Source organism: Pseudomonas panipatensis (assembly GCF_900099785.1).
Lineage (GTDB): Bacteria > Pseudomonadota > Gammaproteobacteria > Pseudomonadales > Pseudomonadaceae > Pseudomonas > Pseudomonas panipatensis.
Map to the genome: position 1 here is coordinate 18225 of NZ_FNDS01000001.1, position 21064 is coordinate 39288.

At 67.5% G+C, this 21064-nt stretch carries 19 protein-coding genes; 11 read left to right on the forward strand and 8 right to left on the reverse strand.

Translation table 11 applies throughout. The features are described from left to right. Nucleotides 1-15 precede the first annotated feature (15 nt). From BLQ74_RS00090 to BLQ74_RS00140, 11 genes are all read left to right on the forward strand, one after another. Entirely contained in the window at nucleotides 16-945 is a 930-nt protein-coding gene (locus BLQ74_RS00090) for a quinoprotein relay system zinc metallohydrolase 1 (RefSeq protein WP_090259557.1), read from the forward strand. 196 nt (nucleotides 946-1141) lie between these two features. Then, on the forward strand, nucleotides 1142-2920 hold the full coding sequence (locus BLQ74_RS00095; RefSeq protein WP_090259560.1) for a methanol/ethanol family PQQ-dependent dehydrogenase: 1779 nt from the start codon (nucleotides 1142-1144) through the stop codon (nucleotides 2918-2920). 206 nt (nucleotides 2921-3126) lie between these two features. Continuing rightward, entirely contained in the window at nucleotides 3127-4647 is a 1521-nt protein-coding gene (gene exaC, locus BLQ74_RS00100) for an acetaldehyde dehydrogenase ExaC (protein WP_090259562.1), read from the forward strand. A gap of 393 nt (nucleotides 4648-5040) precedes the next feature. After that, complete coding sequence (gene pqqA, locus BLQ74_RS00105) at nucleotides 5041-5112, forward strand: pyrroloquinoline quinone precursor peptide PqqA (RefSeq protein ID WP_003106462.1); 72 nt, start codon at nucleotides 5041-5043, stop codon at nucleotides 5110-5112. Nucleotides 5113-5161: 49 nt separating this feature from the next. Next, nucleotides 5162-6076 carry a pyrroloquinoline quinone biosynthesis protein PqqB gene (gene pqqB, locus BLQ74_RS00110; protein WP_090259563.1) on the forward strand — a complete coding sequence of 305 codons (915 nt, stop codon included), beginning with the start codon at nucleotides 5162-5164 and terminating at the stop codon, nucleotides 6074-6076. Between the two features lie 10 nt (nucleotides 6077-6086). Beyond that, nucleotides 6087-6836, forward strand: a complete 750-nt coding sequence (gene pqqC / locus BLQ74_RS00115; protein ID WP_090259565.1) for a pyrroloquinoline-quinone synthase PqqC — start codon at nucleotides 6087-6089, stop codon at nucleotides 6834-6836. Then, the gene (pqqD, locus tag BLQ74_RS00120) at nucleotides 6836-7114 is read left to right on the forward strand and encodes a pyrroloquinoline quinone biosynthesis peptide chaperone PqqD (protein ID WP_090259567.1); all 279 of its coding nucleotides are present in this window, start codon (nucleotides 6836-6838) and stop codon (nucleotides 7112-7114) included. Before pqqC ends, pqqD begins: the two co-directional genes overlap by 1 nt. Beyond that, a complete protein-coding gene (pqqE, locus tag BLQ74_RS00125) occupies nucleotides 7086-8231 on the forward strand; it encodes a pyrroloquinoline quinone biosynthesis protein PqqE (RefSeq protein WP_090259568.1) in 1146 nt (381 codons plus the stop codon). The genes pqqD and pqqE overlap by 29 nt, the downstream gene beginning before the upstream one ends. Further along, the gene (locus BLQ74_RS00130) at nucleotides 8228-10066 is read left to right on the forward strand and encodes a S9 family peptidase (protein ID WP_090259570.1); all 1839 of its coding nucleotides are present in this window, start codon (nucleotides 8228-8230) and stop codon (nucleotides 10064-10066) included. Before pqqE ends, BLQ74_RS00130 begins: the two co-directional genes overlap by 4 nt. A gap of 86 nt (nucleotides 10067-10152) precedes the next feature. Further along, nucleotides 10153-11316, forward strand: coding sequence for an alcohol dehydrogenase-like regulatory protein ErcA (ercA, locus tag BLQ74_RS00135; RefSeq protein WP_090259572.1), 1164 nt, complete (start codon nucleotides 10153-10155; stop codon nucleotides 11314-11316). Next, the gene (locus tag BLQ74_RS00140; RefSeq protein ID WP_090259574.1) at nucleotides 11300-12991 is read left to right on the forward strand and encodes a PAS domain-containing hybrid sensor histidine kinase/response regulator; all 1692 of its coding nucleotides are present in this window, start codon (nucleotides 11300-11302) and stop codon (nucleotides 12989-12991) included. Before ercA ends, BLQ74_RS00140 begins: the two co-directional genes overlap by 17 nt. 831 nt (nucleotides 12992-13822) lie before the next feature. Here BLQ74_RS00140 and copC read toward each other — a convergent pair. The 8 genes from copC to BLQ74_RS00180 all read right to left on the reverse strand — a co-directional run bounded on the left by copC (nucleotide 13823) and on the right by BLQ74_RS00180 (nucleotide 21007). Continuing rightward, nucleotides 13823-14209: a copper homeostasis periplasmic binding protein CopC gene (gene copC / locus BLQ74_RS00145; RefSeq protein ID WP_090259576.1), complete on the reverse strand. Its 387-nt coding sequence runs from the start codon at nucleotides 14207-14209 to the stop codon at nucleotides 13823-13825. A gap of 55 nt (nucleotides 14210-14264) precedes the next feature. Further along, entirely contained in the window at nucleotides 14265-15125 is an 861-nt protein-coding gene (locus tag BLQ74_RS00150) for a copper resistance protein B (RefSeq protein ID WP_090259578.1), read from the reverse strand. Between the two features lie 9 nt (nucleotides 15126-15134). Beyond that, entirely contained in the window at nucleotides 15135-16820 is a 1686-nt protein-coding gene (locus BLQ74_RS00155) for a copper resistance system multicopper oxidase (RefSeq protein WP_090259580.1), read from the reverse strand. Nucleotides 16821-17043: 223 nt separating this feature from the next. After that, a complete protein-coding gene (locus BLQ74_RS00160) occupies nucleotides 17044-17493 on the reverse strand; it encodes a DUF411 domain-containing protein (protein ID WP_090259582.1) in 450 nt (149 codons plus the stop codon). 25 nt (nucleotides 17494-17518) lie between these two features. Beyond that, entirely contained in the window at nucleotides 17519-17785 is a 267-nt protein-coding gene (locus BLQ74_RS00165; protein ID WP_090259584.1) for a heavy-metal-associated domain-containing protein, read from the reverse strand. Nucleotides 17786-17880: 95 nt separating this feature from the next. Beyond that, entirely contained in the window at nucleotides 17881-20223 is a 2343-nt protein-coding gene (locus BLQ74_RS00170; protein WP_090259586.1) for a heavy metal translocating P-type ATPase, read from the reverse strand. A 3-nt stretch (nucleotides 20224-20226) separates the two neighbouring features. Then, on the reverse strand, nucleotides 20227-20475 hold the full coding sequence (locus tag BLQ74_RS27605; protein WP_090259588.1) for a DUF2933 domain-containing protein: 249 nt from the start codon (nucleotides 20473-20475) through the stop codon (nucleotides 20227-20229). A gap of 79 nt (nucleotides 20476-20554) precedes the next feature. After that, complete coding sequence (locus BLQ74_RS00180; RefSeq protein ID WP_090259590.1) at nucleotides 20555-21007, reverse strand: hypothetical protein; 453 nt, start codon at nucleotides 21005-21007, stop codon at nucleotides 20555-20557. Nucleotides 21008-21064: the final 57 nt, after the last annotated feature.

Below are 21064 nucleotides of genomic sequence, written 5' to 3' on the forward strand. Positions count from 1 at the left end.
GCTGGCGAGGTCCCCATGCGTTACCTGCTGATCGTCCTGCTGCTGGCCTGCACGCCGCTGCGCGCCGAGCTGCAATACCCGTTGCAACCGCGGCGCATCGCCGAAGGCACCTGGCTGCTGGAAGGGCGCACGGAGAACTTCGCCGCGAGCAATGGCGGCGATATCGTCAACGTCGCCTTCATCGACACCGCCGACGGCGTGGTGGTGATCGACAGCGGCCCCTCGCGGCGCTACGGCGAGGCCTTGCGCCAGGCGATCGCCAAGACCACCGGCAAGCCGGTGAAACTGCTCCTGCTGACCCACCACCACCCCGACCATGTGCTCGGCAACCAGGCCTTCGCCGACGTGCCCATCGCCGCCCTGGCCGGCACCCGCAAGCTGCTCCAGGAGCAGGGCAATGCCATGGCCGAGAACATGTACCGGATGGTCGGCGACTGGATGCGCGGCACCGAGGTGCTGCTGCCGACCCAGACCGTCGAGCCGGGCAACCTCGACATCGGCGGGCACCGCCTGCGCCTGCTCGGTCTGCGTGGCCATAGCGGCGCCGACCTGGCGATCCTCGACGAGACCACCGGGGTGCTCTTCGCCGGCGACCTGGTGTTCTACCAGCGCGCCCTGACCACGCCGAACAGCCCCGGTCTCGACGTCTGGCTGAGCGACCTCGATGTGCTGGAAAAACTGCCATGGAAACTCATCGTTCCCGGCCATGGCCCGCTGGCCAGCGACGCCGCGCCCTTCGCCCAGATGCGCGACTACCTCGGCTGGCTCGATGCGCTGATGCGTGCCGCGGTCGCCGATGGCGCGGACATCAATGACCTGCTGCGCACGCCTATCCCGGAGCGCTTCGCGCGCATCGAGCTGACCCGCTACGAGCTGATCCGCAGCGTCACCCACCTCTACCCGCGCTACGAGCAGCAGGCCCTGCCGCGCATCGACGGGCAGTAGCGCGGCGTCGGCGTCGAGCCGCGCTGCCATCCGCCGCGATGTCCCGCGGCGACTCCCATCGGGGGCGGTATTGCTACCAAGGGATGAGAAAAATCGATATAGGGGTCAATTGTTGGCGCGTCGGGCGCGGCCAAGAATCTGCCACAGACCGGGAAACTTTCCCGGGTACAACAACAAATCCGCAGAGGTAGCCGCAATGAAACGCACTGCTCCGACCCCTTCCTTCGCGCGCACGGCGTTGTTCGCCGCCGTCACCCTGGCCAGCCTGGCGGCCCAGGCCGCGGTTACCGACCAGGACATCAGCGACAGCGCCAAACGCACCGATCAGGTGGTGGTCAACGGCATCAACCAGCAGGGCCAGCGCTTCAGCCCGCTGGGCATCCTCAACAGCCACAACGTCAAGGAACTGCGCCCGGTCTGGGCACTCTCCTTCGGCGGCGAGAAGCAGCGTGGCCAGCAGGCCCAGCCGTTGATCAAGGACGGTGTGATGTACGTGTCCGCCTCCTACTCGCGGGTGTTCGCCGCCGACGCGCGCACCGGCAAGAAACTCTGGGAGTACGATGCGCGCCTGCCCGACGGCATCATGCCCTGCTGTGACGTGATCAACCGTGGCGTGGCGCTGTATGGCGACCTGGTGATCTTCGGCACCCTGGACGCCAAGCTGGTGGCGCTGAACAAGGACACCGGCAAGGTGGTGTGGAAGAAGACCGTGGCCGACTACAAGGCCGGCTACTCGATCTCCGCCGCGCCGCTGATCGCCAAGGGCAAGCTGATCACCGGGGTCGCCGGCGGCGAGTTCGGCGTGGTCGGCAAGGTCGAGGCCTACGACCCGAACAACGGCGACCTGCTGTGGAGCCGGCCCACCGTCGAAGGCCACATGGGCTACGTCTACAAGGACGGCAAGGCCATCGAGAACGGCCTGTCCGGCGGCGCGCCGGGCCAGACCTGGCCGGGCGACCTGTGGAAGACCGGCGGCGCGGCGCCCTGGCTGGGCGGCTACTACGATCCGACCACCGACTCGCTGTTCATCGGCACCGGCAACCCCTCGCCGTGGAACTCGCACCTGCGTCCGGGCGACAACCTGTTCTCCTCCTCGCGCCTGGCGCTGAACCCCGACGACGGCTCGATCAAGTGGCACTTCCAGACCACCCCGCACGACGGCTGGGACTTCGACGGCGTCAACGAGTTGGTGTCCTTCGACTACAAGGACGGCGGCAAGACCATCAAGGCCGCCGCCACCGCCGACCGCAACGGCTTCTTCTACGTGCTCGACCGTACCAACGGCAAGTTCATCCGCGGCTTCCCCTTCGTCGACAAGGTGACCTGGGCCAAGGGCCTGGACAAGGATGGCCGGCCGATCTACGACGACGCCCACCGTCCCGGCGCGCCGAGCGAAGGCGCCAAGGGCACCTCGGTGTTCGTCGCCCCGTCCTTCCTCGGCGGCAAGAACTGGATGCCCATGGCCTACAGCCAGGACACCGGGCTGTTCTACGTGCCTTCCAACGAGTGGGGCATGGACATGTGGAACGAGGGCGTCGCCTACAAGAAGGGCGCCGCCTACCTGGGCGCGGGCTTCACCATCAAGCCGCTGAACGATGACTACATCGGCGTGCTGCGCGCCATCGATCCGAAGACCGGCAAGGAAGTCTGGCGCTACAAGAACTACGCGCCGCTCTGGGGCGGGGTGCTGGCGACCCACGGCAACCTGGTGTTCACCGGCAACCCGGAAGGCTACCTGATGGCCTTCGACGCCAAGACCGGCAAGAAGCTCTACGAGTTCAACACCGGCTCGGGCGTGATCGCCTCGCCGATCACCTGGGAGATGGATGGCGAGCAGTACGTCACCGTGGTCTCCGGCTGGGGCGGCGCGGTGCCGCTGTGGGGGGGCGAGGTGGCCAAGCGCATCAAGGACCTCGACCAGGGCGGCATGATCTGGACCTTCAAACTGCCCAAGGACGTGGTCGCCAAGCGCTGAGCGCGACATTGAAGCGACAAGGGCCGGCCATTGTGCCGGCCCTTGTCGTTGATGCCCGGCGCAGGCGCCTCGGCATGCCTCGGCATCTACTACCAAATGAGTAAGTCATCGCTCCCATGGGGGCATATCGGGGAGGCAAGGGCGCTGCCTAAGATCGATCCATGACCTGGCCGTCGTGGGCCGGGAACCGACAGGAGAGCATCGCCATGATCTACGCCCAACCCGGAACCCCCGGCGCCGTCGTCACCCTCAAGCCGCGCTACGGCAACTACATCGGCGGCGAGTTCGTCGCCCCGCTCAACGGCCAGTACTTCACCAACACCTCGCCGGTGAACGGCCAGGTGATCGCCGAATTCCCCCGCTCCACTGCCGAAGATATCGACAAGGCGCTGGACGCCGCCCATGCCGCTGCCGACGCCTGGGGCCGCACCTCGGTGCAGGAGCGCGCGCTGATCCTGCTGAAGATCGCCGACCGCATCGAACAGAACCTGGAAATGCTCGCCGTCGCCGAAACCTGGGACAACGGCAAGGCCGTGCGCGAAACCCTCAACGCCGACGTGCCGCTGGCCGCCGACCACTTCCGCTACTTCGCCGGTTGCATCCGCGCCCAGGAAGGCAGCGCCGCCGAGATCAACGACAGCACCGTGGCCTACCACATCCACGAGCCGCTGGGCGTGGTCGGGCAGATCATCCCGTGGAACTTCCCGCTGCTGATGGCCGCCTGGAAGCTCGCCCCGGCCCTGGCCGCCGGCAACTGCATCGTGCTCAAGCCGGCCGAACAGACCCCGCTGGCCATCACCATCCTCACCGAAATCATCGGCGACCTGCTGCCGCCCGGCGTGCTCAACATCGTCCAGGGCTTCGGCAACGAGGCCGGCGAAGCGCTGGCCACCAGCAAGCGCATCGCCAAGATCGCCTTCACCGGCTCCACCCCGGTCGGCTCGCACATCCTCAAGTGCGCGGCGGAGAACATCATCCCCTCCACCGTCGAGCTGGGCGGCAAGAGCCCGAACATCTTCTTCGAAGACATCATGCGCGCCGAGCCGAGCTTCATCGAGAAGGCCGCCGAGGGCCTGGTGCTGGCCTTCTTCAACCAGGGCGAAGTCTGCACCTGCCCGTCCCGCGCGCTGGTCCAGGAATCCATCTACCAGCAGTTCATGGAAGAGGTGATGAAGAAGATCAAGGCGATCAAGCGCGGCAACCCGCTGGACACCGAGACCATGGTCGGCGCCCAGGCCTCGCAGCAGCAGTACGACAAGATCCTCTCCTACCTCCACATCGCCCAGAACGAAGGCGCCGAAATCCTCACCGGCGGCGCCAGCGAAAAACTCGAAGGCAACCTGGCCACCGGCTATTACATCCAGCCGACCCTGCTCAAGGGGCACAACAAGATGCGCGTGTTCCAGGAAGAAATCTTCGGCCCGGTGGTCGGCGTCACCACCTTCAAGGACGAAGCCGAAGCCCTGGCCATCGCCAACGACACCGAATTCGGCCTCGGCGCCGGTGTCTGGACCCGCGACATCAACCGCGCCTGGCGCATGGGCCGTGGCATCAAGGCCGGCCGTGTGTGGACCAACTGCTACCACCTGTACCCGGCGCATGCCGCCTTCGGTGGCTACAAGAAATCCGGCGTCGGCCGCGAAACCCACAAGATGATGCTCGACCACTACCAGCAGACCAAGAACCTGCTGGTCAGCTACGACATCAACCCGCTGGGCTTCTTCTGATCCCTCCAACGGCCCCGCGTGTCTCGAGCGGCGCGCGGAGCCATTTGCCAACGCACCTGCGGGTGCGACTCGCGCCGGGGCGCCACCCCACATTCCCAACAGCGAGCTTGGCGTGACGCGGCCTTCGGGCCGCTTTTTTTTTTGTGGGCGCGGCATCGCTCCCGACGTTCTACCGGAGCAACGCGGAGCGGTTCCGTCGGATGGCGTTGAGCGCAGCGATACCCATCGATTCCTGGCCGTTGTCCAGCGCCGGTTTCCCCCTGGGTTTGCCCCGCGCCGGCCCCCTACCAACGGCAGCCGAAACTAGTTCCAAAGTACAGTTCGGCGCCCCCGGCCCCGGTGCTTAACTGGGGCTGCCGGAATCCTCCGGCGTCATCAGACCAGGAGCGAACCATGTGGACTAAACCCAGCTTCACCGATCTGCGCCTCGGCTTCGAAGTCACCCTGTACTTCGCCAACCGCTGATCCGCACCGCCCCGGTTCGCCGGGGCGTCTGCCCGAAGGAGGGCGCAGCATGCATATCCGGGTTCTCGGCTCCGCCGCCGGCGGCGGTTTTCCCCAGTGGAACTGCAATTGCCGCAACTGCCGTGGCGTGCGCGATGGCAGCGTGGCCGCGCAGCCGCGCACCCAATCGTCCATCGCCCTGTCCGACGACGGGGTGAGCTGGATTCTCTGCAACGCCTCGCCGGACATCCGCGCCCAGCTCGCCGCCTTCCCGGCCCTGCAGCCGGCGCGCAAGCTGCGCGACAGCGCCATCGGCGCGATCATCCTGCTGGACAGCCAGATCGACCATTGCACCGGCCTGCTCAGCCTGCGCGAAGGCTGCCCGCACGAAGTCTGGTGCACCGAGCCGGTCCACCAGGACCTGTGCACGGGCTTCCCGCTGTTCCCCATGCTGGCGCACTGGAACGGCGGCCTGCGCCACCGGCCCATCGGCCTCGACCAGCGACCCTTCGGCGTGGCTGCCTGCGCCAACCTGCGTTTCACCGCGATTCCCCTGCGCAGCAGTGCGCCGCCGTATTCGCCGCACCGGGGCAACCCGCATCCGGGCGACAACATCGGCCTCTTCGTCGAAGACCTGCGCAGCGGCGGCGCGCTGTTCTACGCCCCCGGTCTCGGCCAGGTCGACGACGCGCTGCTCGGCTGGATGCGCCGCGCCGACTGCCTGCTGCTCGACGGCACGCTGTGGCGCGACGACGAGATGCTGCACTGCGAGGTCGGCGACAAGCTCGGCAGCGAGATGGGCCACCTGGCGCAGAGCGGCGCGGGCGGCATGCTCGAGGTGCTCGACGGCCTGCCGGGACCGCGCAAGGTGCTCATCCATATCAACAACACCAATCCCATCCTCGACACTGCCTCGCCGGAGCGCGCCGAACTGGACGCGCGCGGCATCGAAGTGGCCTGGGATGGCATGGCCATCCACCTCTAGGGAGACCGCCATGACCCGCGAAGCCATGAGCCGTGCCGCATTCGAGCAGGCGCTGCGAGACAAGGGCCGCTGCTACCACATCCACCACCCGTTCCACGTCGCCATGTACGAGGGCCGTGCCACCCGCGAGCAGATCCAGGGCTGGGTGGCCAACCGCTTCTACTACCAGGTGAACATCCCGCTGAAGGACGCCGCCATCCTGGCCAACTGCCCGGACCGCGAAACCCGCCGCGAGTGGGTGCAGCGCATCCTCGACCACGACGGCGCACCCGGCGAGGAGGGCGGCATCGAAGCCTGGCTGCGCCTGGCCGAATCCGTCGGCCTGCAGCGTGAGCAGGTGCTGTCCCAGGAGCTGGTGCTGCCCGGCGTGCGCTTCGCCGTCGACGCCTACGTCAACTTCGCCCGCCGCGCCAGTTGGCAGGAAGCGGCGAGCAGCTCGCTGACCGAACTGTTCGCCCCGCAGATCCATCAGTCGCGCCTGGATAGCTGGCCGCAGCACTACCCGTGGATCGACGCCAGCGGCTACGACTACTTCCGCCAGCGTCTGTCGCAGGCGCGCCGCGATGTCGAGCACGGCCTGCGCATCACCCTCGACCACTACCGCACCCGCGAGGCCCAGGAACGCATGCTGGAGATCCTGCAATTCAAGCTCGATGTGCTCTGGAGCATGCTCGACGCCATGAGCATGGCCTACGAACTGCAGCGCCCGCCGTACCACACGGTGACCGGCGTGCGCGTCTGGCACCGGGGGCTGCTGTGATGGGCCTGCCGTCGCTCGGCAGCGTACCGGCGCTGCGCCGTGGCTTCCGCCTGCAGTTCGAGCCGGCGCAGGACTGCCACGTGCTGCTCTACCCGGAGGGCATGGTCAAGCTCAACGGCAGCGCCGGGGAAATCCTCCAGCGCGTGGATGGGCGGCGCAACGTGGCGTCGATCATCGACGAGCTGCGGGCAGGTTTCCCCGACGTACCGGGGATCGACGAAGACATCCTGGCGTTCCTCGAGGTGGCCCATGCGCAATTCTGGATCGAGCTGCACTGACGTGGCCGGCCCGCCGCTGTGGCTGCTGGCCGAGCTGACCTACCGTTGCCCGTTGCAGTGCCCGTACTGCTCCAACCCGCTGGACTTCGCCCGTGGCGGTGCCGAACTGAGCACCGCCGAGTGGATCGAGGTGTTCCGCCAGGCGCGTGAGCTGGGCGCCGCGCAACTGGGCTTTTCCGGCGGCGAGCCGCTGGTCCGCCAGGACCTCGCCGAGCTGATCGCCGCGGCCCGCGGGCTGGGCTTCTACACCAACCTGATCACCTCCGGCATCGGCCTCGACGAAGCGCGCCTGGCGCAGTTCGCCGAGGCCGGGCTGGACCATATCCAGATCAGCTTCCAGGCCGCCGACGAGGAGGTGAACAACCTGCTCGCCGGCTCGCGCAAGGCCTTCGCGCAGAAGCTGGCGATGGCCCGCGCGGTCAAGGCGCACGGCTATCCGATGGTGCTCAACTTCGTCACCCACCGGCACAACATCGACAACATCGAACGGATCATCGAGCTGTGCATCGAGCTGGAAGCCGACTTCGTCGAACTCGCCACCTGCCAATTCTACGGCTGGGCCGAGCTGAACCGCGCCGGCCTGCTGCCGACCCGCGCACAGCTCGAACGCGCCGAGCGGATCACCGCCGAGTACCGCCAGCGCCTGGCCGCCGCCGGCAACCCGTGCAAGCTGATCTTCGTCACCCCGGACTACTACGAGGAACGCCCCAAGGCCTGCATGGGCGGCTGGTCCAGCGTGTTCCTCGACGTCACCCCGGACGGCACCGCGCTGCCCTGCCATAGCGCACGGCAACTGCCGGTGCAGTTCCCCAACGTGCGCGAGCACAGCCTGCGGCACATCTGGTACGAATCCTTCGGCTTCAACCGCTTCCGTGGCGATGCCTGGATGCCCGAGCCGTGCCGTTCCTGCGACGAGAAGGAGCGCGACCACGGCGGCTGCCGCTGCCAGGCCTTCCTGCTCACCGGCGACGCCGCCGCCACCGACCCGGTGTGCAGCAAGTCGGCGCACCACGGGGTCATCCTCGAAGCGCGGCGCCTGGCCGAGGAGGCGCCGTTGCCACTGACCGAGCTGACCTGGCGCAACGAGCGCGCCTCGCGCCTGATCTTCAAGGCATGAACCTGCGCAGCCTGGCCCACGGCGACTGGCCGAGCCAGTGGAGCGCGCACCGGGCGGTCGCCGCCGGACGTGATTTCGCCGAGTTGCACGCGGCCCATGGCGGGCTGCTCTGGGTCGAGTTCGACCCGCCGAGCGCGCGCTGCCGCCTCTACCTGTGGCGCCACGGCGCGCGGCGCGAGCTGACCCCGCCGGGCGCCTCGGTGCGCAGCCGGGTCTACGAATATGGCGGCGGCGCCTGCTGCGCCACCGCCGATGGCGTGGCCTGGGTCGAGGAGGCCGACCAGCAGGTGCGCTGGCAAGCGCTCGACGGCGCGCCGCGGCTCCTCACCCAGCGCGCGCAGAGCCGCTACGGCGACCTGCGCTACGTGCCCGCCTGGAATGCCCTGCTGGCGCTGGAGGAAAGCCACGAAGCGGACGCCGTGCGCCATCGCATCGTGCGCCTGGACGCCGATGGCGCGCGCCAGGTGCTGGTCGAGGGCGCCGATTTCTATGCCGCGCCGCTGGCCGACGCCAGCGCGCAACGCCTGGTCTGGGTGGAATGGCAGCGTCCGCAGCAACCCTGGACCAGCACCCGCCTGTGCGAGTCGCGCGCGGGCGTTCGCCGTTGCCTGGCGGGGGAGGGCGGCGGCGAGTCGATCCAGCAACCGCGCTTCGACGCGCAGGGCCGCTTGCACTGGCTGAGCGACCACAGCGGCTGGTGGCGGCCGCAAGGCGAATCCCCGATGGTCGGCAGCTTCGCCGCCGCCGACCATGCCGGCGCGCCCTGGCAACTGGGGGCCTGCACCTGGTTGCCGCTGGCGGCCGACGAACTGCTGCTCAGCCGCTTCGAGGACGGCCACGGGGTACTCGCCTTGCGCGCGGCGGATGGCAGCGAGCGGCGCCTGGCGCGGGCCTACAGCCGCTTTCGCTGCCTGAGCGCCGACGCCGAGTTCTGCTACTGCGTCGCCGCCGCGCCGGACCGGCTGCCGGCGATCCTGGCGATCCGCCGCGCGGATGGCTGCATCGAGGTGCTGGCCGGCGGCGAGCGGCCGCTGGACGAGGCGGAACTCTCGCGCAGCGAGCCATTCCGCTACGCGGTGGATGGCGGCGACCACGGCCACGGCTTCTTCTACCCGCCGCGCAATGCCCTGTGCCGCGGCGAGGCCGGGCGCCGGCCGCCGCTAGTGGTGTTCCTGCATGGCGGGCCGACCTCGGCCTGCTACCCGGTGTTCGATGCGCGCATCCAGTTCTGGACCCAGCGCGGTTTCGCTGTCGCCGATCTCAACTACCGCGGCAGCAGCGGCTACGGCCGCGCCTACCGCGACAAGCTGCGCGGCCAGTGGGGCAGTCTGGAGGTGAAAGACATCTGGGCGGCGGTGGCGCACCTGGCGCAGAGCGGCCGCATCGACCGCCAGCGGGTGTTCGTGCGTGGCGCCAGCGCCGGCGGCTACAGCGCCCTCTGCGCGCTGGCCTTCGTCGGCGGCTTCCGGGGCGGCGCCAGCCTCTACGGGGTCAGCGATCCGCTGGCGCTGGGGCGGGTCACGCACAAGTTCGAGGCCGACTACCTCGGCTGGCTGATCGGCGACCCGTGCCGCGACGCTCGCCGCTACCGTGCGCGTACGCCATTGCTGCACGCCGCGCGCATCGAGGCACCGGTGATCTTCTTCCAGGGCGAGCTGGACGCCGTGGTGGTGCCGGCGCAGACCGACGCCATGGTCGCCAGCCTGCGCGCGCGCGGCGTGCCGGTGGAATACCACTGCTATCCCGGCGAGCGCCACGGCTTGCGCCAGGCGCTCAACCTGGCCCACGCGCTGGAAGCGGAGTGGCGTTTCTACCGCGCCCGGCTGAACGGTTGAGCGCACTGGCCAAGGTCGCATTGCAATAACCGACGGATGCAGTAGGCTGCCCGAAATGTCCGATAACAATAAGAATGGTCCGTCAGATGAGTCACGACCTCAGCCAGCTCCGCAAATTCGTCTCGCCGGAGATCATCTTCGGCGCCGGCTGCCGGCACAGTGTTGCCAATTACGCGAAAACCTTCGGTGCCCGTAAGGTCCTGCTGGTGTCCGACCCCGGCGTGGTCGCCGCCGGCTGGGTCGCCGACATCGAGCGCAGCCTGAGCGAGCAGGGCATCGATTTCCACCGCTACACGAACGTGTCGCCCAACCCGCGCGTCGAGGAAGTCATGCTCGGCGCCGAGGTCTACCGCAGCCAGGGCTGCAACGTCATCGTCGCGGTCGGCGGCGGCAGCCCGATGGACTGCGCCAAGGGCATCGGCATCGTCGCCGCCCACGGGCGCAGCATTCTCGAATTCGAAGGTGTGGATAAGTTGCGCGTGCCGAGCCCGCCGCTGATCCTCATCCCGACCACCGCCGGCACCTCGGCGGACGTTTCCCAGTTCGTCATCATTTCCAACCAGGCCGAGCGCATGAAGTTCTCCGTGGTCAGCAAGGCGGTGGTGCCCGACGTCTCGCTGATCGACCCGGAAACCACCCTGACCATGGACCCGTTCCTCTCCGCCTGCACCGGCATCGACGCCCTGGTGCACGCCATCGAGGCCTTCGTCTCCACCGGCAACGGCCCGCTCACCGATCCTCACGCGCTGGAAGCCATGCGCCTGATCAACGGCAACCTGGTGCAGATGATCGCCAACCCCAACGACATCGCCCTGCGCGAGAAGATCATGCTCGGCAGCATGCAGGCCGGGCTGGCCTTCTCCAACGCCATTCTCGGCGCGGTGCACGCCATGTCGCACAGCCTCGGCGGCTTCCTCGACCTGCCCCACGGGCTGTGCAACGCGGTGCTGGTGGAGCATGTGGTGGCCTTCAACTACAGCGCCGCGCCGGAGCGCTTCAAGGTCATCGCCGAGACCTTCGGCATCGACTGCCGTGGCCTCAACCACGCGCAGATCCGCCAGCGCCTGGTCGAGCACCTGATCGAACTCAAGCGCGCCGTTGGCTTCCACGAAAGCCTCGGCCTGCACGGCGTCGGCAGTTCCGACATTCCCTTCCTCTCGCGCCACGCCATGCAGGACCCGTGCATCCTCACCAACCCGCGCGAGTCGAGCCAGCGCGACGTCGAGGTGGTCTATGGCGAGGCCCTCTGACGAGCAGCAACAGGCGCTCACCGGGCTGCTCGGCCTGGGCAGCCAGTCGGCGCGCAAGAGCCATTACCCGGAACTGCTGGCGCGCCTGGAAGAACTGGAAACCGAACGCAACCGCTACAAATGGCTGTTCGAGCACGCCGTGCACGGCATCTTCCAGGCCAGCCTCAACGACGGCCTGCGCGCGGCCAACCCGGCGCTGGCGCGGATGCTCGGCTACAGCGACCCGCAGCAGGTGCTGTGGACCCTGAAGGACATGGCCAGCCACCTGTTCGTCGGCGGCGAGGCGGAGATGCGCCGCATCCGCGCGCTGCTGCGCGAGCGCGGCGGCCTGTTCGGCTACGAAACCCGCCTGCGGCGCAAGGACGGCAGCCACGTCGATGTGTTGATGAACCTGCTGATCAAGCCCGATGAAGAGGGCCTGGTGGAGGGCTTCGTCGCCGACATCACCGAGCGCATCCAGGCCCAGCAGCGCCTGCAGACCCTCAACGAGGAACTGGAGCAGCGCGTCGCCGCGCGCACCCGCGAGCTGGTGGCGCTGAACCAGCAACTGTGCGAAGCGCGCGACGCCGCCGAAGCCGCCAACAACAGCAAGGACAAATACCTGGCCGCCGCCAGTCACGACCTGTTGCAACCGCTCAACGCCGCGCGCCTGCTGGTCGACACCTTGCGCGAGCGGCCGCTGCCGGCCGCCGAGCAACAACTGGTGGAACGCACCCACCAGGCCCTGGAAGGCGCCGAAACGCTGCTCACCGACCTGCTGGAAATCGCCCGCCTGGACCAGAGCGCGATCCGCCCGGACCTGGACAACCACCATCTCGACGAACTGCTCGGCCCGCTGGCCTCGGAGTTCGACGGCGTGGCGCGTTCCTCCGGCCTGCACCTGCGCGTGCGCATCCCCCGCCTGGCGGTGCGCACCGACGTGCGCCTGCTCTCGCGCATCCTGCGCAACTTCCTCAGCAACGCCTGCCGCTACACCGAGCGTGGCAGCGTGCTGCTCGGCGGTCGCCGGCGCGGCGACAAGCTGCGCCTGGAAGTGTGGGACAGCGGCCGCGGCATACCGGCCGACCAGTTGCAGGCGATCTTCCTCGAATTCAACCAGCTCGACGTCGGCCGTGCCGCCGAGCGCCGCGGGGTCGGCCTCGGCCTGGCCATCGTCGACCGCATCGCCGGCATCCTCGGCTACCGCGTCGACGTGCGCTCGGTGCCGGGGCGCGGCTCGGTGTTCTCCATCGAAGTGCCGCTGGCCGACGAGGCCCCGGCGCCGCCGGCCAGCGAGGCCAGTCCGCGTCCCTCGGCCGGCGATCCCTTGCCCGGCCGCCGCCTGCTGGTGGTGGATAACGAAGAAGCGATCCTCTACAGCATGGCCGCGCTGCTTGGCCAATGGGGCTGCGACGTGCTCACCGCCAGCGACCTGGAGGGCGCCCTCGCGGTGCTCGACGGCTGCCCGCCGGAAGCGATACTCGCCGACTACCACCTCGACCACGGCGCCACCGGCTGCCAACTGGTCAGCGCCCTGCGCGAACACTTCGCCAGCGAAGTCCCCGCCGTGATGATCACCGCCGACCGCACCGACGACTGCCGCCGCGCCCTCCAGCGCCTGGGCATTCCGCTGCTGAACAAGCCGGTCAAGCCGGGCAAGCTGCGCGCCGTGCTCAGCGCCATGCTCAGCGGCTGACACGCTTAGAGCTGCCACCTGCCGCTGTCATTCGAAGGGCGGCGGATCGCGCGGCGTTGCCAGACCGGAAACAGGAACCGGCAGACCCGAAGGCCTCCCCGCGCGATCCACCATGCTGGGGGGAGCGGCTTTCTCTGCATCGGCACGAGTGCCTCGACGTCAGGCCGCCACAGCCGGCCACGGGATCGATCGTGACGGGCGGAGGAGAGGAGGGTGGGTTGTCGCGGGGCAAGGAAGGGGCAGGCAGGGAAATTCCGTGTTATCGGTTGCGGCACCATGGGACGCGTTCGGCCGAGCGCGGCCGGGCTTCGGCACCTCTCGATAGCGGCATTGACGTGGCTGGAGGCATGCGTGACGAATGACTATCCAGTGTCTCCGGCACCCAGGACGCCGGACGTCGTTGCCACACGACGTCATTCGACGCGCTGAAGCGAGGTTATGTGAATGGAGCTGTCCGTTTTCGTGCTCTTGCGACGTCGCCCGCTTCTTCCCCCCCCATGAGCCTCGGGTGTGATCGCTGGGGTGTCGCTTGGGCTTGCGGGCGGCGTTGTTGCGAGTGGCAGAATCGGCCGACCGACGCACCTCGGCTGAGCAGGACATCGCGCCCCCCAAGCGATTGATGCACGGTCTACACGCTGATGCGCCGCCCGCGCCACATGCGAATGCCTCGCCATTGACGAGGCATTCGTGTCGCCCGGCTGATCGTCACGGTTCTGCGCCGGCTCTCCACCTCGATAATGGATCGCCCGGGCTCGTTCAACCACGTCCGAAAGCCTGAGCGCCTGCGACCGGAAGGGCTGAATCCGGATCGGATCGGCAACGCTCTCCGGTTCATTTCACCTTGAAGGTCACCGCCCCCTTGGCCGGCTGTCCCTCGGCGCCGCCGGCGCGCCAGTCGATGCGATAGGTGCCGCTGGTCAGCGGAGAAGCGGGGGTGATCAGCATCACGTTCGGGTCGCTGCTGGCCGAGACTCGCGCCTTCACGCCCATGGGCTCAGCGTGGGCCATGCCGGCCATTTCGGTCATGATGATCTTGGCGCCGGAGTGCTGAGCCTGCAGTTTTTCAGAGAAGCGCAGCTCGACTTTCGCCGGCGCCTCGACCGTGCTGCCATCCGCTGGTGTGGATGAGACCAGCTTGGGTTCGGCCTGGGCTGCTGCGCTTAGCAGCAAGCCAACGCTCAACGCCGCAACGAGGATCGGTTTCCGTGGGTTTCGCATGCATGCCTCCTGGCGCCTGGGCGCCCGTGGGATGGGTGGGTGATGGATTCGGGGCTTAAAACCACATTCGCACGCCCACGACCAGGCGCGTGTCGTTGCGGTCGGCGCCTTCTTCGCGGGCGAAGTCCGCGGTCTTGCCGTACAGGTGGTTCCAGGTCACGCCCACGTAGGGCGCGAACTCGCGGACGATCTCGTAGCGCAGGCGCAGTCCGATCTCGCTGTCGGCCAGGCCTGAGCCGTCGCCCCGCTGCGGATCGTTGCGACCATAGACGTTCACTTCGGCGGTCGGCTGCAGGATCAGCCGGTTGGTCAGCAGGATGTCGTAGTCGCCTTTCAGGCGCAGCGCGCTCTGGCCGCCCTCACCGAGAAAGGCCGTAGCCTGGGTCTCGAAGTCGTACAGGGCCAGCCCCTGGATGCCCAACGCCGCCCAGGTCTGCGGCGAGCCTGGCTTGAAGTCCTGGCGCACGCCGCCGACGACGTCCCACCAGGGCCCGATGGCGTGCCCCCAGAGCGCCTGGAGTTCGGCCTTCTCGGTCACACCATTGAGCCGCTCGCCCTCCGAGCGCAGCCACAGGCGGTCGATGTTGCCGCCCACCCAACCGTGGGCCTCCCAATTCAGCGCACTGCCCTGGTTGGCGTCCTGCCACTCCAGTTGGTCAATGACCAACAGCGAGTTGATCGGCTTCGCCATGTGATGGCTCATGTCACCCTGATATACCGCGGCGCGATCGGCATCGGTCAGCGCGGGGATAGGGGTACGGCTCTCGGTGGGGGCGGCAGATTGCATGCCCTGCATCTCCGAGTCGTCTTCCATGCCCTGCGTGGACTCGGCATGCACGATGGCCAACGGCGACAGGCCGAGTCCGAGTATCGCGAGAGCGGTCAGCACGGGTCTGAAGGTCGAATGAACGTCCATGGGGTTCTCCTACTCCTGTACCCGCACTTCGCGGAACATGCCCAGGTCCATGTGGTACATCAGGTGGCAGTGGTACGCCCAACGACCCAGTGCGTCGGCTGTCACCCGATAGCTGCGCCTCGACCCCGGCGGCATGTCGATGGTGTGCTTGCGCACCATGAAGTTGCCGTTCTCGTCTTCCAGGTCGCTCCACATCCCGTGCAGGTGGATGGGATGCGTCATCATGGTGTCGTTCACCAGGGTGATGCGCACGCGTTCGCCGTACTTGAGCAGCAACGGTTTGGCATCGGCGAACTCGATGCCGTCGATCGACCAGGAGAATTTCTCCATGTGCCCGGTCAGGTGCAGCTCGATGTTGCGCGACGGATCGCGACCGTCGGGGTCCTCGAAGGTGCTGCGCAGGTCGGCGTAGGTCAGCACGCGGCGGCCGTTGTTGCGCAGGCCGATGCCGGGATCGTTGAGCTTCGCCGTGGGGCTCATGGTCTGCATGTCGACCAGCGGGTTGCCAGTCTCCGAGGCCGGGTGCGCCTGCATCGAGCCGTGATCCATGGCCGACATGTCCATGCCGGCCATGTCGCCCATGCCCAGGTCATCCATGCTGATCCGCGGTCGCGGGTCCAGCGGTGGCACCGGTGCAGCGAGCCCCTGTTGCACGGCCAGGGTGCCGCGCGCGTAGCCGCTGCGGTCCATGGACTGGGCGAAGAGGGTGTACGCCGGCTGGGCGGCGGGTTCGACGATCACGTCATAGGTCTCCGCCACGGCAATGCGCAATTCGTCGACGCTGACCGGCTGGACGGGCTGCCCGTCGGCGGCCACCACCGTCAGCTTCAACCCGGGAATGCGCACATCGAAGTAGGTCATCGCCGAGGCGTTGATCAAGCGCAGGCGGACTTTCTCGCCGGGGCGGAACAGTCCGGTCCAGTTGCCATCCGGCGCATGGCCGTTGACCAGGTAGGTGTAGGTATACCCGCTGACGTCGGCCAGGTCGGTGGGGCTCATCTTCATCTCGGCCCACATCTTCCGTTCGGTGAGGGTCGCGGCCCAGCCCTTGTCGCTGACGTCGTCGATGAAGTCGCCGACGGTGCGCTTGTGGAAGTTGTAGTAGCCGGAGTCTTTCTTCAGCTTGGCCAGGACCCGCGCCGGATCTTCGTCGGACCAGTCGCTGAGCATGACGACGTAGTCGCGATCGCAGGTGAAGGGCTCCGGCTCCTTCGGCTGGATAATCAGCGGACCGTAGACGCCGACCTGCTCCTGGGTGCCCGAGTGGCTGTGGTACCAGTAGGTGCCATGTTGGCGGACCTTGAACTGGTATTCGTAGGCGCCGCCAGGGGCGATGCCGTCGAAGCTCAGGCCCGGCACGCCGTCCATGTTGGTCGGCAGCAGGATACCGTGCCAATGGATGGAGGTTTCTTCGGCGAGGCGATTGCGCACGCGGATCGTCACGGTGTCGCCTTCGCGCCAATGCAGGGTCGGTCCTGGCAGCGAGCCGTTGATGGTCAGCGCCGTGCGCTTGGCGCCGGTCAGATTTACCGGCGTCTCTCCGATGAAGAGGTCGAACTCGGTGCCGCTCAGCACGGCCGTCTGCATCGGGGCGTTCGACGCCCAGACGGGCGCGCGCCACAAACCGAGTCCACCCAGCAGACCGGTCGCGGCCAGCCCTTTGACGAAAGTCCGTCTCGACGTTCTGCTCTGCATGCCGTGGTCTCCCTCCCGCTACGATTGATTTCCCGGGCCGAACCCGGCGGCGCTGTGCCGAAGCCTGTCACGGCCCACGCAAGCGTGCTGTAGGAACCTTAGTTGCCTCCGGCTGACTCATGCCTGAGCTGCAGATTACATTCATGTCAGCTAGCGCTGCGTAGGCCAGTGCTCGGGATGACCTGCCACGAGGCGGATAGCCGCGCCCGTGGCCTGTCGTGCCTCAAAGAGACGAATCCGCCGGGTAGCTGGCCAGGACCCGGTCCGCTCCGTCGCGAGTCAGGCCAATGACCTGATAGGCCTGGTGCACCTGACCTGTCTGCATGCCCGGCGACCCGGCGGGCATCCCCGGAACCGCTATGCCGGCCAATTCAGGGTGCTTCTCCAGATCGCGAATCTGTGCCACTGGAACGTGGCCCTCGACGAACTGCCCACCGATCACCGCGGTATGACAGGAGGCAAGGCGTGGCGCCACGCCGAGGCGTTGCTTGAGCGCGCTCATGTTGGGCTCGACATGGTCGTTCACGCTGAAGCCGTTGGCCTCCAGATATTTGATCCAGCTCTTGCAGCAACCGCAGTTCGGATCGCGGTAGACATCAATCGGCGTGGCGGCCTGAGCGATGGCCGCCATGAACAGGCCCGCGAGGGCCGTCAAGCGAAGTGCCTTGTGCATGGCGTTTCTCCCTTGAGCTATTGAGTCAATGGCAAGAGCACGAGCCGCAGCAACCTCGGGCCTTGCCGCTCTCGACGACAGGGCCGGTGGTTTCGACGCTGGCCGGATAGCCAGCCTCCCGCAGTGCCGAAATCAATACCTGGGCATCTGCGTCACCGCCGACATGCACACGCCCTGCCGACAGATCGACCGACACCTCGGTAACGCCGGTGATAGGAGTGAGGGCTGCGCTCACATGTTTGACGCAGGAACCGCAAGTCATACCCTCAACGCGCAGATCGATACGTTTCATCGTGGAGTCTCCTGGATAGGAATTGAATCTTGTCTGGGCAGCCTGGCTGCTTTCCCGGACCCGAATCCATGCTCAACCTTGCCATCGTGGAAAGGTCAAGCCTGTCGGTCCCGGCCATCGAGCGAGACCTTGCGCAGGCGCAAGGCGTTGAAAACGACCGATGCCGAGCTCACGCTCATGGCCAGTGCCGCCACCATTGGCGACAGCAGGTGCCCGGTCAGCGGGTAGAACAGCCCGGCCGCCAGCGGTATGCCCATGCTGTTGTAGGCGAAGGCGAACGTCAGGTTCTGGTGCATGTTGCGCACGGTTGCCATGGACAGGCTGCGGGCGCGGAGAATGCCGAGCAGGTCGCCCTTGACCAGGGTGACCTGGGCACTGTTCATCGCCACGTCGGTGCCGGTGCCCATGGCAATGCCGATATCGGCACGGGCCAGGGCGGGCGCGTCATTGATGCCGTCGCCGGCCATCGCCACGCGGCGTCCGGCCTGCTGCAGGTCGGCCACCAAGCGCTCCTTGTCCTGCGGCCTGACCTCGCCATGCACCTCCTCGATGCCCAGTTGGCGGGCCACCGCGCGTGCCGTCGTCGGCCCGTCACCGGTGGCCATGATGACCCGCACACCGACCGCCTGCAGGCGCTCCACGGCTTGTCGGGAGGTCGGCTTGAGCGGGTCGGCCACCGCCAGCAGGCCGGCCGCGGTGCCATCCACCGCCAGGTACATGATGCTCGCGCCTTCGCCGCGCAGCTGTTCGGCGCGTGCCAGCAGGGCCTCGCAGGACACGCCCGCATCGGTCAGCAACGCGGTGTTGCCCAGCAGCAGGTGCCGTCCATCGACCCGCCCGCGCACGCCAATGCCCGAAGCGCTTTCGAATTCCTGCGCCTCGCCCAACACCAGCCCCTTCGCCCGCGCCTGCTCGACGATGGCGTGAGCCAGCGGATGCTCGCTGCCCTGGTCCAGGCTGGCGGCCAGCCGTAGCACTTCGTCGGCGCTGAAGCCGGGCGCCGCTTCGATACTCTGGAAGGCTGGCCGGCCTTCGGTGAGGGTTCCGGTCTTGTCGACGATCAGGGTATCGATTCGACGCAAATTCTCGATGGCTGCCGCATCGCGGAACAGCACCCCACTGCCGGCGGCCTTGCCGCTGGCCACCATCACCGACATGGGCGTCGCCAGGCCAAGGGCACAGGGGCAGGCGATGATCAGCACCGCCACCGCGTTGATCAAGCCGAACACCCAGCCGGGCTCCGGCCCCCAGAGGCCCCAGGCGAACAAAGTCAGGACCGCGATGGCGATGACCACCAGCACGAAGTAGCCGGCGATCACGTCGGCCAGGCGCTGCATCGGCGCCTTCGAGCGTTGCGCCTGGACGACCATCTGCACGATCTGCGCAAGCACGGTCGCCGAGCCGACCTTCTGCGCCTGCATCACCAGGCTGCCGTGGGTGTTCAGGGTGGCGCCGATCAGGGCATCGCCCACCCGTTTAACGACCGGAACGGGCTCCCCGGTCAGCATCGACTCGTCGACGGCGCTTTCGCCCTGCACGACCGAGCCGTCGACCGGGACCTTCTCGCCGGGACGGACGCGCAGCCGGTCGCCGGGGTGAACGTGGCTCAGCGGGATGTCCTCTTCGCTGTCGTCGGCGTTGATCCGGCGCGCCGTCCTGGGGGCCAGGCCGAGCAGGGAGCGGATGGCCGCGGAGGTCTGCGAGCGCGCCTTGAGTTCGAGCATCTGGCCCAGCAGGGTGAGCGAGATGATGACCGCGGCGGCCTCGAAATAGACGCCAATGCGGCCCTCCATCATGAAGGTCGCCGGGAAGACCGCCGGCGCCAGGGTGGCGGCGACGCTGTAGAGATAGGCGGCGGAGGTGCCAAGGCCGATCAGCGTCCACATGTTGGGGCTGCGCTGGATGACTGAGCGCGCCCCGCGCACGTAGAACGGCCACCCCGCCCAGAGCACGACGGGGCTGGCGATCGCCAGCTCGACCCAGTTCTGCGTGGCACCGTGGAACAGGTTCAGGGCATGTCCGCTCATGGCCAGCAGGGTGACCATGACGGTCAGCGGCAAGGTCCACCAGAAGCGCCGGGAAAAGTCCCTGAGTTCGGGGTTCTCTTCCTGCTCCAGTTCTGGCAGCAGGGGCTCCAGGGTCATGCCGCACTTCGGACAGTTCCCGGGCCCTTGCTGGCGTACCTCCGGGTGCATCGGACAGGTGTACCAGGTGTCACTCGCCCTCGGCGGCGTATTGGACGCGACGGCTTGCGCGGCGGCGCCATAGCGCTCCGGTGCCGCCTTGAACTTCGACAGGCAACCTTCGCTGCAAAACCGGTAGGCGTTCCCCGCGTACTGCAAGCGGTGAGGACTGTCTGCCGCGACCGGCATCCCACAGACCGGGTCCTGGGTTTCGACAGGCAGGCTTTCGCCCGGGGCGTGCGGGTGTCCGTGCATGAGTCAGCCTCTTTCATCGTCCTTGGGAGGGGGTTCCGTCCTGCCATGGTGGCCATGGCCACCGTGGTGATGGCCGAACAGATGCATCAGCGGGCATAGCAGCAGGATCGCGTATGGCAGCAGCAGGGAGATATGGCCGTAGTGCTCGCGTGCCAGGTAGAACAGCGCGATGACCAGCAACATGCCCAGGGCGATGCCGGGCCTGCTGCGCCAGAAGGAAGGCTGCCGATCAGAGGGGGGCGAAGCATTCATGACCATTCTCCAGGGGCGGGAGTGAGGTGCCCCAATGCCAGCCTGGTGGCGCTTGCGCCCACCAGGCGGCGCCGAACGATTACTGCGCGGGCTTCTCGGCCGGCTGCTGCATGGGCATATCCTGCATGGGCATACCCTGCATGCCTGACTGCGGGCCCATCATGCTGGCCTGCTGATCCATCATCTGCATCATCATTCCCATCATCTTCGAATCCATCATCTTCATGTGCTGGCCCATGCCCTTGCCGGCGCAGCCGTTCTGCATCATGCCGAGACCTTCCTTCATCGCCAGCATGCCTTCACGCATGGCGGCCTGGCGCTCCTCGGGGGTCTTGGCGGCTGCGATCTTGTCGTGGATCGCCTGCATTTTCGTTATCTGCTCGGTAATGGCCTTTTCCTGGGCCTGGGTCGGGGCGGACTTGCTCTCGGCTTTCGCCGGGGCCTCGTCGGGGTGATGCTCATCGACAGCCGCGGCAATCATCGGGCTGCTGATCAGCAGTGCGGCGACAAGCGATTTGAGGGTCATGTGCATGATGATCTCCGGGTGTTTGGACGGATGAAATGAAACGAGGCCGCGCTGCGCTGGGCA